This is a genomic window from Sporosarcina aquimarina (assembly GCF_019748715.1).
GTDB classification, from domain to species: domain Bacteria; phylum Bacillota; class Bacilli; order Bacillales_A; family Planococcaceae; genus Sporosarcina; species Sporosarcina newyorkensis.
Genome location: NZ_JACLBZ010000039.1, coordinates 64,015 through 79,727, shown reverse-complemented (window position 1 = coordinate 79,727; position 15,713 = coordinate 64,015). Strand labels below are relative to the sequence as shown.

The window sequence follows — 15,713 nt, the reverse complement described above, 5'->3', positions numbered from 1 at the left end:
ACGTCTGTCGAGGCTAGACGGCGCTTTCCACTTTTGGTTCATCCAGTTCCAAGCACCAGCCTCTTGGGTCGTTTCGACTCTGCCAAAAAGGCAAAGAACGCCTTTGTGGTAGAGCCTCCAACGCCTGTCGAGGCTAGACGGCGCTTTCCACTTTTGGTTAGACAGCTGGTTTATCAGAAAACTGACTGTTGTAGAGATCCGCATAAAATCCTTGTTGATCCAATAATTCTTCATGCGTTCCCTGCTCAATGACTTTTCCTTGGTCCATCACTAAAATTAAATCTGCGCCTTGTATTGTAGACAGGCGGTGTGCGATGACGAAGCTGGTTCTGCCTTCCATTAACTGGTTCATTGCTTGCTGAATTAGCAACTCCGTTCGGGTATCGACACTCGACGTTGCTTCATCCAGAATCATAATTGTTGGATTAGCGAGAACAGCGCGTGCAATTGTAATCAGCTGTTTCTGTCCTTGTGAAACATTCGATGCATCTTCATTTAAGACGGTATCATAGCCTTCTGGAAGCGTCCGAATGAATTGATCCGCACGTGTGACTTGTGCCGCTTCGTAGATTTGTTCATCAGTCGCATGTTTATTCCCATAGGCGATATTGTCTTTGATCGTGCCATTAAACAGCCACGTGTCTTGCAATACCATTCCAAAAGTCGTCCGCAAATCTTCGCGTGACATCTTTCGCGTATCCATACCATCAATTTTGATTGTCCCGTTATTTAGCTCGTAGAAGCGCATGAGCAAGTTAATGATCGTCGTCTTCCCTGCACCTGTTGGCCCGACAATGGCGACGGTCTGACCGGGAGCCACATGAACATTCATATCTTTAATCAATAATTCGTCTGCGTAACCGAAGTCTACATGCTTAAAGTCCACTTCACCTTTTGCATGTTGCAAACGCACTGTGGTCACTTCGCTAATTTCCTCTTCCTCATCCAACAACTCAAATACCCGCTCTGCTGCTGCGATCGTGGATTGAATAATATTCGCGATGTTCGCCGTTTGCGTAATCGGCTGTGTAAATTGCTTCATATACGTAATGAACGCTTGAATATCACCAATTGAAATCGCACGCTGCGTAACTAATATCCCACCGATTACACAAATCAGTACATAGCTTAAGTTCCCGATCAGCGTCATCGCCGGCATGATAATACCTGAAATAAATTGGGCACGCCGTCCTGCGTCGTATAGCTGTTCATTAACATCTTCAAATTCAGCAATAGCCTTTTTCTCGTGACCAAATACTTTAACAACTTGATGACCTGTGTACATTTCTTCAATATGGCCGTTCAAATTTCCTAGCGTCCTTTGCTGATCCGCGAAGTGCTTTTGAGAACGTTTCAAAAACGGACGAATTACAAAGATGGATAACGGTAGTGTCACGAGCGCAATAATCGTCAGCATCGGACTGATCCATAACATCATCGCAAGAATACCGACAATCGTCACGACCGATGTGATAAACTGCGTAATTGTTTGCTGCAAAGTACTGCCGATTGTATCGATATCATTCGTCATACGGCTTAATGTATCACCAAAAGGATGCCCATCGTAATACTTAAGCGGAAGTTTCTCCAGCTTATGATTGACATCTTCACGTAAATCGAAGACCGTCTTTTGAGATACACTGGCCATAATGAACTGTTGAATGTAGCTGAATACGCTGCTCGTAACGTACAAGCCTGCTAGCAATAATAGCAATTTGCCAATTGCTCCGAAATCGATAGACGCATCAGGAATTCCATTAAACTTTCCATACGCACCTTCAAATAGCTCAGTAATGGCATTCCCCATCACCTTCGGACCCAGAACCATAAAAACCGTACTCAAAACTGCTGCAAAAAACACGGTGATTAACTTGCCGCGATGAGGTTTCAAATAGCCTAATAGTCTACGAAAAGTTCCTTTAAAATCTTTTGGCTTCTGACCCGCCATCATCATATTTCCGCCGCCAGGACCACCGCCCGGTCCGCCGTGAGATGGTCGCTGTTTATGTTCGCTCATGCGATATCCTCCTCTGTCAGCTGAGATTCGACGATTTCTTGGTACACTTCATTTGTTTGAAGTAGTTCTTCATGCGTCCCAATCCCTGCAACTTTTCCATGATCGAGGACGATGATTCGATCCGCATCCATCACTGAACTTACGCGCTGTGCAACGATTACGACAGTTGCATCTTTCGTTTCTTCTTTTAATGCCGCACGTAAATTGGCATCGGTCTTGTAGTCGAGTGCTGAAAAGCTATCATCAAATACATATATATCTGGTTTGCGAACGAGCGCACGTGCAATCGCAAGACGCTGCTTTTGTCCACCGGATAAATTCGAACCGCCTTGTGAAATAACGGATTCATATCCATCTTTCAATTGCTCAATGAAACTGGTTGCTTGTGCAATCTCAGCCGCATGTTCAATTTCACTTTGTGTTGCATCTTCTTTACCAAAACGGATATTTTCTGCAATCGTCCCTGAAAAGAGCAAAGCTTTTTGAGGGACAAAGCCAATTTTCGAACGGATTTCTTCCTGTGAGGAATCTTTAATTTCCACACCGTTAACTCGGATCGTTCCGCTCGCCACTTCATAGAATCGCGGAATTAAATTAACCAATGTTGTTTTTCCGGCTCCCGTACCGCCGATAATTGCAGTCACTTCTCCAGCTTTTGATTTAAAACTAATATTCGATAATGCTTGCTCTTCAGCGCCTGGATAGCTAAATGATACTTGATCAAACTGAAGTGTCGCGCGTTCCCTGTCCGCCTTTTCTGTCCCTTCATCCAAAAATGTCGGTACCATTTCAAGCACTTCATTAATCCGGTTCGCGGAAACTGCAGCACGTGGAATCATGATAAACATCATTGAAGCCATGACAAGCGACGACATAATCAGCATTACATATTGAATATATGCCATTAAATCTCCTATCTGCATGGCCCCATTATCAATTCGGATTCCACCGAACCAAATGATTCCTACAACAGTCAAATTCATTACGAGCATCATAACCGGCATCATAAACGCCATCACTTTGTTTACTTTAATCGAAACGTCTCGTAAATCCTCATTTGCTCCGCGCAATCGAACTTGCTCATCTTTTTCACGGTTAAACGCGCGAACGACCCGCACACCCGTTAGATTCTCACGTAATACTAGATTCAAACGATCGATTCTTTTTTGAACAGCTTTGAAGAGCGGAATCCCTTTGTGCAATATAAATAAAATTAACCCGACTAACAACGGCATGGTCGCTACGATGACAAGCGATAATTTCATGTCCTTGGATAACGCCATGATCAAACCGCCAACAAACATAATCGGTGCGGTTAACACCATACGAAGAATCATAATGACCACTTGCTGCACTTGTGTAATGTCATTGGTCGTCCTCGTGATAAGGGAGGCCGTGCCTAATTTATCAAAGTCTTGCTGTGAAAAATTCTCAACATGAGTAAATACTTTGCGACGAATGTCCCTGCCCAGTCCCATCGCAGTTTTTGATGAGTAAAAGCTGACGGCAATGGATGCTATAGCACTAAGTGCAGAGACTACGAGCATCAGTCCGCCGATCTTCCATATGTAGGGGATGTCTCCTACCACAACACCTTTATCGATAATATCCGCCATCAGCGTCGGCAAATACAATTCGGACATTGCCTGAATGAAAACAAGTCCAAAGATTGCAGCGACCATCCATTTATAGACGGATAAATTTTTCAGGATTTTAATCATTCTATGGATTCCTCAATTCTTTAGAGATTTAGAAGCACAGCGATTTTAGAAGAAGCTGACTATGAGTAATCACTTACATGTGACAACGTGTCACTCGTTACTACTAATTTATAATAAATGACGCAAGACAGCATGTCAACGAATAGATGACATGCTGTCACTTTTTATATTGACACGTCCCACGCCGCGATTTATCATAGATTTATGACGTATTATCGCTTACCAATTTGAGTGGGAGGCCAATCATGCCAAAGCAAACTTTTTTTAATTTACCTGCTGAAAAACAAGATAACTTACTGAATGCAGCGAAGAACGAATTTTCCAGAGTTCCATTACATGAAGCAGTCATTTCCAATATTATTAAAAGCGCAAAAATACCGAGGGGAAGTTTTTATCAATATTTCGAGGATTTAGAGGACTTATTTTTCTATATTTTAGAGGAATATGTAAAGCGAAATAATGAGAGGTTTACCTTGCAACTAAAACTGAACAATGGGGACTTGCTAGATACTTTTATTAGTGTCTTTCAATCGATGCTACATGATTTCCAAAGTGAAGAGCACCGTATCTTCTTTAAAAACGCGTTTTTAAATATGAATCATAAAGTGGGAAAGGCATTTACAAACCATACCGACTTGGAAAACTTTATGGCTCGGCGATCAGAGCTTTTGGAATTAGTTGACACCAAAAAAATGGCTATCGAGAATGAACGAGAATTACTTCACCTGATGAATATAATCAAAGCTGTGACATTCCAAAATATAGTTCAAAGCTTTGCTATGCAACTAACTCCTGATGAAGCGTTAAAAAGATACACACTAGAAATTAATATGTTGAAAAGAGGTCTATACCAAAACGATTAATCTATTTCTTTACACTGCACAATGAAAAAAAGGTACATGCAAAATAAATTTGCAAGTACCTAACGTATAATACTAATTTTCATTTCACTACCGTAACAGGACAGTCCACATGCTTCAATACTTTGTGACTGACACTTCCAAGCACCATCTCTTGGAACGCATTCAAACCACGGCTGCCGATGACGAGTTTGTCTATTTTCTCCGCGTTCACATACTTGATGATTTCCAGGCTCGGATTCCCTTTCAGCATCGTGCTTCTTGCATTTACGCCTGCCTCTCGTGCATACTCTAAAATCGGTTGCACTTTTTGCTCACGTTTTAGCGATAGGCTTTCCGGACTCTGCGACAGCAGCCGCTCATCTTTTGCCTTACTATAATCCTGTACATAGATAATCTCTAAATTTGCTCCAGGCAAGTATTGAGCAAGCATAACCGCATGTTTTGCGGCACGCAGAGCATTTTCAGAACCATCGACCGCTACAGCTATCTTCATATAAATTCCCCCTCAGAGTAATTTTTTATATAAAATTTCACTGGAAGCATTCAATCCTCGAATAGTAACATCCGTACCTTTCGCCTCCAGCTTCTGCTTCACCTTGAATATTGCCCCGACTGCAGATTCATCCCAAAGCTGGCTATCTCCAAAATCGATGATGATTTCCTTTTCTGCCGTATCATCAAATGATTGAATGAATTTTGTAGTGGAGGCAAAAAACAATGGCCCTTTAATCCGATATACCCCTGCATTTTTCGTCACTGTCACACGAGATATTTTAGCGACAAAGAACAGTGCGCTTAAAATCACACCAATCACCACGCCAATCGCTAAATTATGTGTATATAAAATAATCGCAACGGTAATCAGCATTACAATTGATTCCGATTTCGGTGCTTGTCTCAAAAACTTGAATGATCCCCAATTAAACGTTGTCATACTTACCATAATCATGACTCCGGCAAGAACAGGCATTGGAATTTTGACAACCACATCTCCCAAAACAATAATTAAAAAAATCAGGAACACGCCTGCAGTCAATGTGGATAAACGTCCCCTGCCTCCTGATTTAATATTGATGACCGACTGACCAATCAACGCACAGCCTGCCATGCCGCCAAAAAAACCAGTGATGAAGTTGGCGATCCCTTGTCCGCGCGCTTCTCTATTTTTATTACTCGGTGTAGCCGTCATATCGTCCAACACCTGAGATGTCAGTAATGATTCCAGTAAACCGACAACCGATAAAGCCAAGGAATACGGCAGAATGATTTTCAGCGTTTCGAGGTTCAGCGGGATATCCGGCAGAAAAAACATAGGCAATGAACTTGGCATTGTTCCCAAATCCCCGATCGTCTGCAATTTCACTCCACTTAAAAGGGCTACTGTCGTCATAACGACAATCGCAATCAACGGTGCAGGAATTGCCGTGAAAAACCGCGGAACTGCATACACTAAAATTAAAGTAACCACTGCGAATATATAGGTCATCATGCTCGACCCAAGCAAATAGGGCATTTGCGTAATAAAAATCATAATTCCCAAGGCATTGACGAATCCGAGCATGACGGAGTTTGGAATGAAGCGCATTAAATTCGCAACACCCAGACTCCCTAAGATTAATTGAATAATCCCTGTTAAAATAGTGGCTGCAAGTACATATTGTAAGCCGTGATTCGCCATCAAACTGACAAGAACCAAAGCCATCGCACCAGTCGCAGCTGAAATTAGACCGGGACGGCCGCCAACAAATGATGTGATGACCGCAATGGTGAAGGAAGCATAGAGCGCGACACGCGGATCGACACCGACGATAAACGCAAAAGCCAGAGCTTCCGGAATAAGTGCCAGTCCTACAACAATGCCTGCCAAAAGATCAGCACGGACATTCCCAAGCCATTGCTGTTTAAAAGTATGCATATTGTTCTCCTCTCATGATGTTCCAACTAATTTAACTTCATAATTGAATGGTATTAGCTTATCATCTACAATTCCATAAATAAATAGTACACTGCAAGCTATCTAATTGCATGCATACTTCTTCATTATATCGTTACTTGGGTGATCTCACCCTCACCTTTACCATTACTTTGCTCAGCCTTTTATTAACTATATTTTTAGTCTTTCCTACCACTCTATAGATAACAACAGAAATAAATGGTATAATTGAATTACTTACTTATTACTTTTAGTTCTATTTAAACATCAATAGTTCTTCAGTTTTATAGGTAAAAGAAACTCTATGAAATAAGAAGGGAATAAGGATAATAATGGGCACATTCAAAAGCATACGGGGAAAAATGTTGTTTGGATTTTCTACTGTAGTCATTTTAATTGTTTTATTAGGTGTTTATATCGTTTACACATTAAATCATTCTAATAACTTAACGAAAGCGGTTTTAGATAAAGAACTGCCACTTTTAATTATAGATGAACAGCTATCTCTGGATATGGCGAATCAACTCGCAGCGTCTCGTGGTTTCATTCTGACAGGTGACGACAGTTTTAAAGAGTTGTTTAATAGCTACACCGAAAAAAGTGAAAATCGTCAATCATCTTTAAAAAAACTAGGGGGAACCCAAGAAAGTATTAACCTATTCGAAAGAACGGTTGAATGGCGTAATTTTGTTACTGAACAAGTATTCGCTGAATATGAAAGAGGAAATGAAGAGGAAGCTCTTCGTAATGTTATGTCGATGACTGATGAAGCTCGTAGTTTAATGTCGTCTTACGAAGAAGCAGCTAAAAACCGAGAAAATTTTATTATTGATTTAGAGAAAAATATGCTAGCAAACGGGAAAACGACATTACTTATTGTCACTGGAGTAATTGTTCTAGTCATTCTTTTAAGCATAGCCACGGCTATAATTACAGCTAACTCGATTTCAAGACCACTCCGAATCGTCATGAATCGAATGAAACTCATTACGAGCGGAGATTTAAGTAGCGAGCCTATGGAAACACATCTTAAAGATGAAATCGGCCAATTAATCGCATCGACGAATGAAATGAGTGCCAGCACTCGTCATTTATTAGATGAAATCAATCATGTGGCCGAAACTGTGTCTACACAAAGTGAAGAATTGACTCAATCAGCAAATGAAGTAAAAGCAGGCACGGCCCAAATTGCCATAACGATGGAAGACTTAGCAAACGGCACAGAGTCTCAAGCCGATAACGCCACGATTTTGTCATCCTCCATGGAAACTTTCGTAGCAAAAGTGATGGAAGCCAATGAAAATGGTATGCATGTACAAAAATCTTCCACTTCGGTTCTTGAGATGACGAACCAAGGAAGTGAATTGATGAATTCTTCCTCCAAGCAAATGGCTGTGATTGATCAAATCGTTCACGATGCCGTTGTTAAAGTAGAAGGATTGGATCAGCACACGCAAGAAATCTCTGAACTAGTTTCTGTCATTCAAGACATTGCGGGCCAGACGAATTTATTGGCATTGAATGCCGCAATTGAGGCTGCGCGAGCTGGCGAGCATGGGAAAGGCTTCGCAGTCGTAGCGGATGAAGTGAGAAAACTTGCAGAGCAATCTTCTTCATCTGTCACAAACATTACAGATATCGTCAACCGCATTCAAAATGAATCCAGAACAGTAACAGATTCACTGCAGCACGGGTATAAAGAAGTCGAAGAAGGAACAAGCCAAATTAAACAAACGGGTGAAACATTCGATAAAATCAGTACAGCTGTTACAGAAATGGCGAATCGAATTCACAGTATAGCTGAAGACTTAAACGACATTTCAGCAAATGGCCAGGAAATGCGCAGTTCTATAGAAGAAATTGCAGCAATCACCGAGCAATCTGCAGCCGGGGTAGAAGAAACGTCTGCCTCATCCGAACAAGCAAGCAGCGCCATGGAGGAAGTCGCTAATAACTCCAATGATTTAGCAAAGCTAGCAGAGGAATTGAATCTACTGATGCAGCGATTCAAACTCTAAAATCACATATCTTTCAAACACACCAATAAAAGCGTCTTCTCTAATTACAGAGTAGACGCTTTTTGAATAACAATAACACAGCTACAAATTCGCACTTTTTAACATGTAGTCTATCGCGCCTCAGGTTGCCAGATAAATTAGACTGTTGTATACTATGACTGCTTACATAATTGTCCGTACGGGTGCTTGAGTGAATCAGGCTGAGATAGCAGATAAAACCACTGCTGACCGTTAATCTGATCTGGGTAATGCCAGCGTAGAGAGCGTTCGAAGGGAATATCCGGGACCTGCATGTCCCCTCCTCGGCTGTCTGCTCTTTCAGACGGCTTTTTTGTATAGGCAAAAAAAGAAGGAGTGGGATCTATTGAAAAGATTGAAATTCACAGATTTATTGATCACGATTATGATCGGGGTCGTTTTCGGAATCCTTATGAAGTTCTGGGATGATCTGTATACCGTTGTAAAGCCGATCCTGCCAGTTGCACGTCAGCTAATTTATGGAATGTGGTTCATGGTCGGTCCATTTGCTTATCTGCTCATCCGTAACCCCGGTACAGCGCTGATCGCAAGTATTGCAGGGGCTAGTTTATCCGCATTTGCCGGGCATGGCATTGAAGTATTAATCTATGGTTTTGTACAGGGACTTGCAGCAGAATTGCTGTTTGCAGCGTTCCGTTATAAACGCTTCTCAATGGCAGTTGCTGGATTAGCAGGCGTCGCTTCATGCCTCGGCAGCTTTACGCTCGATTTGTTCTATGGTTATGCAGCACTTGAAACGTGGGCACTTATTGTAAAATACGGACTACGTGCGATCAGTGCATTCATCTTCACTGGGATTTTCGCCGTGCTGATCGTCCGGGCACTAGAAGCAACCGGTGTTACGTCTCTAATTCGTCCAGTTGATAAAAAAGAATACACTATGCTGGATCGGTAAATTTTGATGAATTATTCGAATAGATATGCCATCAATCTAACCAATCTGCGTTTGAAATTTCCTGGAGAGGATTCCTTGATCTTCAAGGATCTCTCCTTTTCGGTTCAGCCAGGTGAAAAAGTACTCATGCTCGGACCAAGCGGCTGTGGAAAATCGACGTTGCTGCAAGTACTCAGTGGAATCGTTCCGAACTCCATTGAGTTGCCAATGAAAGCCGATGAAATCAATTTGCCCGACTCATGGGGCTTCGTCTTTCAAGATCCCGATACGCAGTTCTGTATGTCATATGTCGATGAAGAGCTCGCATTTGTACTGGAAAACCTGAACATACCGCGCAGCGATATGGCACCTTTGATAGAAGAGGCGCTAAAACGCGTCGATCTACATTTGGAAAACTTACACACACCCATCCTTGAACTATCTCAAGGAATGAAACAGCGGCTTGCACTTGCTTCCGTACTTCTGCTAGAGCCCGTTGTCTTGTTTCTCGATGAGCCTTCCGCATTACTTGATCCAGAAGGCACCAAACAGATCTGGTCTTCTATTAAACAAGCAACTGCGGATAAAACCGTAATTATTGTCGAGCATAAAATTGACTTGATTGCAGACTGGGTAGACCGTGTTGTCTTGTTCAATGACCATGGAATGATTCTAGCGGACGACTCTCCTTCCACCATTTTCAAGCACTATCAAGAAGAATTGAAACGCTACGGTATTTGGTATCCAAGTGTGTGGGATGAGTATAAGGAATCTGAGTCTTTTAAATCGATGATGCATGAACGTGAACAAGTTTCCTCATTTGAAAAGATCCTTCTCAACGACTTTCATGGTTTTCGTGGCACTGCCCCGAAAATCTTTGCAAAGAAAGCAGTGGCTAAAACAGGTGACTGGATTGCGATCACGGGTGAAAATGGTTCAGGAAAAAGTACGCTGCTTCTTACTCTTATGCAATTATTACGCACTGAAGGCATCTATAAAGTGAATGGTGAACGCGTTATTCAGAAGAAAAGGAAAAAGCAGTTGCCTAAAGGACTCTCGCTCGTCTTTCAAAATCCAGAACTGCAATTTGTGACGAATTCGATAGCTGAAGAATTAACGGTCTCTCTGCATAAAATGAGCAAACCTCAAGCAGTGAACTATGCGGCAGATTTAATGCAACTCTTTAATTTACCGAATTCAGGCACACGGCATCCTTATCAGCTTTCCACGGGCCAAAAGCGTCGTTTAAGTGTGGCCACTGCCTTGACTCCGCAAACGGATATTTTGCTTTTGGATGAACCTACTTTTGGTCAAGATGCACGCAATACATTCGCGATTTTAGAGAAGCTTGAACAGCTACGCGTTCAAGGAATTACGATTCTCATGGTGACCCATGACATGGAGATCGTGAAAAACTTTGCGACTTCAGTATGGACAGTGGCAGACGGCGTATTGTATACAAACAATGAAATGGTTGGAGGTGTATTTGAATGCTTGCATGGTTCACACCTAGACGAGAAACATGGCTATTCAAAGTAAACCCTGCACTCAAATTCATCATCTTCTTTGCTTTTCTGCTCATCACCTTATTTAATCAGAACTTGTCGTTTGCAGTTTGGCAAGCAGTGCTGTACGGCATTCTGTTTTACGGATTCAGCGGTTATTCAATGAAAAAACTTGCTTTGCTGTCCATTCCCTTAGCCATTTCTTTCTTTTCTTCTGCTCTCACCATCGTGCTCTTCGGTAAAGGCGAGTCCGTGCTTTGGCAATGGGGGCTCATCAAGATTTCCGAGGAAAGTATTCAACATGCACTATTACTCGGCAGTAAATCGCTGTCATTCGGCTTTGTCGGATTTACTTTTTTGCTGACTATACAACCTATTCTATTTTTCTATGCGATGATGCAGCAATTTCGCCTACCTTCCAAGTATGCCTATAGCTTCATCGCTTCCTTTCGCTTGATTCCTGCCGTAACGGAAGAACTTCAAATACGCAGAAATGCTCTTAAGGTACGGAATATCCAGTTTTCCCGGGGACTAAAAGGTATGTATGAACGTCTGCAGATGTATACAGTTCCCTTATTTGCAGAGAGTATTCGCCGCGCTCAGCGTATTGCCGTTGCGATGGAAGCTAAACAGTATCAAATGGGGGCTGCCAGAACATATTATTATCCGACACGCTATAGTTTGATGGATGGCGTATTTCTTACCGTAATGGCAATAGGTCTTGGCGTTACTTTAATGTTAGCGTTCTGGCGGTGATTTAGATAAAGATGAAATAATCAGAACTTAATACCCCCCAGATGAATACTCATTCATTTTATGGTACTCTTGTTTTAAAGCTTCAAGAAAGAGGTGGGGCAAGTGTTCATTAAAAAGAGTGCAGGTGAAGGGGAAGTAAGTGGTGTACGGTTTATCAATGGGATGGTCTCGTTAAAAGGTGTTAAACTAAATGTCCATTGTTTTGAAACGGATGGGGTGCTGATTGACACAGGTTCCCAGTCGGTGCTGAATAAATTCAAACCTTTCTTTGCAAAAGCGGACGTCGACTATGCCGTCGTTACTCATTCACACGAAGATCATACAGGCGGGGCAAGATTTCTGCAGACTGACCATGGTCTGCCGATTTATATGAATAAAATGACTATCGGAGAATGTGCGGATAGGGCGAAATATCCAATGTATCGAAAATTATTTTGGGGTAAAAGACGTCCTTTTGAGGCAGAGCCGATCGGCGAAACTTTCACATCACGTAACGCGAATTGGAAAGTTATCCCCACCCCCGGCCACGCTTCCGATCATCTAGCATTCTTAAATGAAGAAACAGGACAACTATTTTCAGGAGATTTATACGTCCACCCGAAAACGAAAGTCGTATTGCGCGATGAAAGCATCCCAATCATCATCCGATCCATTGAAAAAACGCTGTCTTATAATTTTGGAGAGATGTTCTGTTGTCATGCAGGCTATGTAAAAGATGGGCGAAAAGCATTGACAGAAAAACTTGAATATCTTGAAAAACTTCGTGAACGCACACTAGCCTTACATAAGCAAGGCTATGGGGAGAAAGAAATCCACACACAACTGTTTCCTAAAAATTATCCGATTACCAAATTTTCATCGGGTGAATGGGATTCAATACACATAATTCATTCTATTTTAGCTGATCAAAAGTAGCAGCTTGCAGGTATAAATAGTTGCAATGGTGGCCACTAAGGCTGTCGGATTGACGACAGTCTTTTTCTTTTTTTAAAAAAGCAGACGCTACTCCCACACACTGTAAATTCCACTCCGTACCAAGCGTCAAAATGACCAAAGAGCTTTTCTTTGATAAAAAGAAGGACCGCCCAAAAAGTCAGCTGAAAATGACTTCTTAAGCAGCCCTGTTTATCAGGCAAACAGATAACATGTTTCTACACATTACAACCTTTTACTTTTTCATGGGAATATGAACTTCGCGCTCTTCCGCAACTTCAATCGCTCTTGAGTATCCTGCATCCGCATGTCGTATCACGCCCATGCCTGGATCGGAAACGAGCACACGTTCAATTTTCTCAGCTGCTTCTTTTGTTCCATCCGCCACTAATACTTGACCGGCATGGATGGAGTACCCCATTCCCACGCCACCGCCGTGATGAAGGCTTACCCAGCTTGCTCCACCACTTGTATTCACAAGCGCATTCAAAATCGGCCAGTCCGCCACTGCATCACTGCCATCTTTCATCGATTCTGTTTCACGATTCGGAGAAGCTACCGATCCGCTGTCTAAGTGATCTCGGCCAAATACAATCGGAGCGCTTATCTCACCACTTGCGACCATTTCATTGACTTTTAATGCGAATTTATGACGCTCGCCGTAGCCTAGCCAACAAATTCTTGCCGGAAGACCTTGCCATTCGACCATTTCCTGCGCCATATCAATCCAATTGGTCAGGACTTTATTTTTACTGAACATTTCTTTGGCCAATTTGTCGGTCTTATAAATATCTTCTGGATCACCGGAAAGCGCCACCCAGCGGAACGGCCCATTTCCTTCACAGAACAACGGACGTAAGTATGCCGGAACGAAACCGGGGAAGTCAAACGCATTTTCTACTCCTTGTTCCTTTGCGTAGTGACGAATATTATTTCCATAATCAAATGTCTCGGCTCCCGCTTTTTGTAAAGCCAGCATCGCTCTTACATGCTTCGCAATTGTTTCAAGAGAAAGCTTTTCATATTTTTCGGGATCTTCGTCTCTTAATGTCAGTGCTTCTTCATACGTCATTCCACTTGGTACATAGCCATTCCTAGGATCATGGGCACTCGTTTGATCCGTCACAATGTCAGGTACAATTCCGCGATCATGAATCTCTTGGTAGACATCCGCACAGTTTCCTACTAGCCCAATTGAAGCCGCTTCACCTTTCTCAGTAAGCTCCTTCACTTTTTTCAATGCTTCATCCAAATCTTCATAGATATAATCACAGTAACGTTCGTTAATTTTTCTTTCAATACGCTTCTTGTCGACTTCTACTACTAAAATAACCGCTTTTGCCATTTTACCTGCAAGTGGCTGCGCCCCGCTCATTCCACCCATACCACCGGTCAGTATAAACTTTCCTGTCAAATCTGGGCTGCCGAATACTTTCTTTCCGGCTTCGACGAAACTTAAGTATGTCCCTTGGAGAATCCCTTGAGCACCAATATAAATCCAGCTGCCTGCTGTCATTTGCCCATACATCATGAGACCTTCTTTGTCTAACTTATTGAAGTTTTCCCAGTTTGCATAAGCAGGAACTAGATTGGAATTTGCAATCAGCACTCTTGGAGAGTTCTCATATGTTCGAAATTTGCCAACCGGTTTACCCGATTGAATTAATAACGTTTCATCATTCTCCAATTCTTTTAATTCATTAATGATTGCATGATAACTTTCCCAGTTTCGTGCAGCCTTTCCGATACCACCATAAACGACAAGTTCAGCAGGGTTTTCCGCCACTTCGGGATCCAGATTATTCATCAGCATCCGCATGGCAGCTTCCTGTGTCCAACCTTTACATATCAATTCATTGCCACGCGGCGCACGGATATTTTCGACCTTCAAACTACTCAAGAAAAACACTCCCTTTATTATACTAAGTAACTGGAAATGACCATTTTTTGAACTTGTGATGTCCCTTCGAATATTTCTAATATCCGCTGATCCCGATATAGTCTCTCTACCTTGTATTCTTTCATGTAACCATAGCCCCCATGAATTTGCACTGCTTTGTTGACAACACGGTTGGATGCTTCTGAGGTAATTAACTTTGCAATTGAAGCCTCTTTGGACAAACGGTAATTTTCCTTATCCTTTAAACTTGCCGAGAAATATGTGTACAAGCGGCTCACCGCAACATCTGCTTCCATTTCCGCCAACATCCACTGTAAACCTTGGAAATTCGAAATCGGTTTTCCAAATGCCTCACGTTCTTTCGAATAGTTGACTGCCTCGTCTAACGCAGCTTGAGAAAGTCCTACTGCCATCGCCGCAATTCCAATTCGCCCGCGGTCGACGACTGTCATGGCAATTTTGAAGCCTTCTCCTTCTTCTCCCACACGATTTTCTTTCGGAATAACACAGTTTTCGAAAATCACTTCATCGGTCTTCGCGCCGCGGATCCCCATTTTATCATCACCAGCACCAAAGGATAGACCAGGCGTTCCTTTCTCAACGATGAATGCGCTGATTCCTTTTGTACCTTTTGAAGTATCCGTTTTCGCATACACTACTAGCGTATCTGCATACGCTCCGTTTGTGATAAAGATTTTCGAGCCGTTAATAACGTAATTGTCCCCATCCAGACGAGCATTTGTTTTCATGGAACCTACATCCGTCCCACCGTTTGGTTCAGTCAGACAAAAAGCGAATAGCTTTTCACCTTGACAACCGGGGACTAGATACTTTTCTCTCTGCTCTTTGTTGGCAGCAAGGTAGAGTCCGTCAATCCCTAAGTAATGCGCCGTTAAAATAGAACCTGTCGCGGCACAGCCGTACGTAATTTCTTCTACAGCGATCGCTTCCGCAATGGCATCCGCACCTACTCCTCCGTCTTCTTCCGGATAAGCAATCCCGAGAAGACCCAGTTCTGCCATTTTGGGAATATGTTCTTCTGGAAAGCGGTTTTCTTGATCAATTTCTTCTGCTTTCGGGGAAATAACTTCTCTAGTAAAATCTCGTACCATATCTCGAATACTTTTCTGTTCATCTGTCAAATTGAAATCCAT

At 42.4% G+C, this 15,713-nt stretch carries 12 protein-coding genes and 1 riboswitch; of the genes, 6 read left to right on the top strand and 6 right to left on the bottom strand.

Translation table 11 applies throughout. The annotated features are described in order from the left end of the window. Positions 1 to 157: 157 nt before the first annotated feature. Positions 158 to 2,017, bottom strand: coding sequence for an ABC transporter ATP-binding protein (locus H7J92_RS16895; RefSeq protein ID WP_221838159.1), 1,860 nt, complete (start codon positions 2,015 to 2,017; stop codon positions 158 to 160). Then, positions 2,014 to 3,738 (bottom strand): ABC transporter ATP-binding protein, encoded by a 1,725-nt coding sequence (locus H7J92_RS16890; protein WP_009498779.1) that lies wholly within the window; start codon positions 3,736 to 3,738, stop codon positions 2,014 to 2,016. Before H7J92_RS16890 ends, H7J92_RS16895 begins: the two co-directional genes overlap by 4 nt. Before the next feature lie 245 nt (positions 3,739 to 3,983). On the opposite strand from H7J92_RS16890, the gene H7J92_RS16885 reads away from it, so the two are divergent. After that, positions 3,984 to 4,601, top strand: coding sequence for a TetR/AcrR family transcriptional regulator (locus H7J92_RS16885; RefSeq protein ID WP_221838158.1), 618 nt, complete (start codon positions 3,984 to 3,986; stop codon positions 4,599 to 4,601). A 79-nt stretch (positions 4,602 to 4,680) separates the two neighbouring features. On the opposite strand, the gene H7J92_RS16880 is transcribed toward H7J92_RS16885, so the two are convergent. Further along, positions 4,681 to 5,094, bottom strand: a complete 414-nt coding sequence (locus H7J92_RS16880) for a universal stress protein (RefSeq protein WP_009498781.1) — start codon at positions 5,092 to 5,094, stop codon at positions 4,681 to 4,683. Between the two features lie 12 nt (positions 5,095 to 5,106). Next, positions 5,107 to 6,516: a SulP family inorganic anion transporter gene (locus tag H7J92_RS16875; protein WP_009498782.1), complete on the bottom strand. Its 1,410-nt coding sequence runs from the start codon at positions 6,514 to 6,516 to the stop codon at positions 5,107 to 5,109. 350 nt (positions 6,517 to 6,866) lie between these two features. On the opposite strand from H7J92_RS16875, the gene H7J92_RS16870 reads away from it, so the two are divergent. The 5 genes from H7J92_RS16870 to H7J92_RS16850 all read left to right on the top strand — a co-directional run bounded on the left by H7J92_RS16870 (position 6,867) and on the right by H7J92_RS16850 (position 12,641). After that, on the top strand, positions 6,867 to 8,552 hold the full coding sequence (locus H7J92_RS16870; protein ID WP_009498783.1) for a methyl-accepting chemotaxis protein: 1,686 nt from the start codon (positions 6,867 to 6,869) through the stop codon (positions 8,550 to 8,552). A gap of 168 nt (positions 8,553 to 8,720) precedes the next feature. Continuing rightward, positions 8,721 to 8,832, top strand: a riboswitch (TPP riboswitch). An 84-nt stretch (positions 8,833 to 8,916) separates the two neighbouring features. Further along, entirely contained in the window at positions 8,917 to 9,486 is a 570-nt protein-coding gene (locus tag H7J92_RS16865) for an ECF transporter S component (protein WP_281422314.1), read from the top strand. A gap of 75 nt (positions 9,487 to 9,561) precedes the next feature. Further along, positions 9,562 to 11,004 carry an ABC transporter ATP-binding protein gene (locus tag H7J92_RS17895; protein ID WP_281422313.1) on the top strand — a complete coding sequence of 481 codons (1,443 nt, stop codon included), beginning with the start codon at positions 9,562 to 9,564 and terminating at the stop codon, positions 11,002 to 11,004. Then, the gene (locus H7J92_RS16855; protein ID WP_221838149.1) at positions 10,956 to 11,726 is read left to right on the top strand and encodes an energy-coupling factor transporter transmembrane component T family protein; all 771 of its coding nucleotides are present in this window, start codon (positions 10,956 to 10,958) and stop codon (positions 11,724 to 11,726) included. The genes H7J92_RS17895 and H7J92_RS16855 overlap by 49 nt, the downstream gene beginning before the upstream one ends. Positions 11,727 to 11,828: 102 nt before the next feature. Continuing rightward, positions 11,829 to 12,641, top strand: coding sequence for an MBL fold metallo-hydrolase (locus tag H7J92_RS16850; RefSeq protein WP_221838146.1), 813 nt, complete (start codon positions 11,829 to 11,831; stop codon positions 12,639 to 12,641). Between the two features lie 253 nt (positions 12,642 to 12,894). Here H7J92_RS16850 and hutU read toward each other — a convergent pair whose 3' ends face one another. After that, positions 12,895 to 14,559: a urocanate hydratase gene (hutU, locus tag H7J92_RS16845; protein ID WP_221838143.1), complete on the bottom strand. Its 1,665-nt coding sequence runs from the start codon at positions 14,557 to 14,559 to the stop codon at positions 12,895 to 12,897. Between the two features lie 17 nt (positions 14,560 to 14,576). Further along, positions 14,577 to 15,713, bottom strand: coding sequence for an acyl-CoA dehydrogenase family protein (locus H7J92_RS16840; RefSeq protein WP_009498789.1), 1,137 nt, complete (start codon positions 15,711 to 15,713; stop codon positions 14,577 to 14,579).

Coding starts and splice junctions, on each gene's coding strand:
- H7J92_RS16895 (WP_221838159.1), bottom strand. CDS start 2,017: ATGAGCGAACATAAACAGCGACCATCTCACGGCGGACCGGGCGGTGGT.
- H7J92_RS16890 (WP_009498779.1), bottom strand. CDS start 3,738: ATGATTAAAATCCTGAAAAATTTATCCGTCTATAAATGGATGGTCGCT.
- H7J92_RS16885 (WP_221838158.1), top strand. CDS start 3,984: ATGCCAAAGCAAACTTTTTTTAATTTACCTGCTGAAAAACAAGATAAC.
- H7J92_RS16880 (WP_009498781.1), bottom strand. CDS start 5,094: ATGAAGATAGCTGTAGCGGTCGATGGTTCTGAAAATGCTCTGCGTGCC.
- H7J92_RS16875 (WP_009498782.1), bottom strand. CDS start 6,516: ATGCATACTTTTAAACAGCAATGGCTTGGGAATGTCCGTGCTGATCTT.
- H7J92_RS16870 (WP_009498783.1), top strand. CDS start 6,867: ATGGGCACATTCAAAAGCATACGGGGAAAAATGTTGTTTGGATTTTCT.
- H7J92_RS16855 (WP_221838149.1), top strand. CDS start 10,956: ATGCTTGCATGGTTCACACCTAGACGAGAAACATGGCTATTCAAAGTA.
- H7J92_RS16840 (WP_009498789.1), bottom strand. CDS start 15,713: ATGGATTTCAATTTGACAGATGAACAGAAAAGTATTCGAGATATGGTA.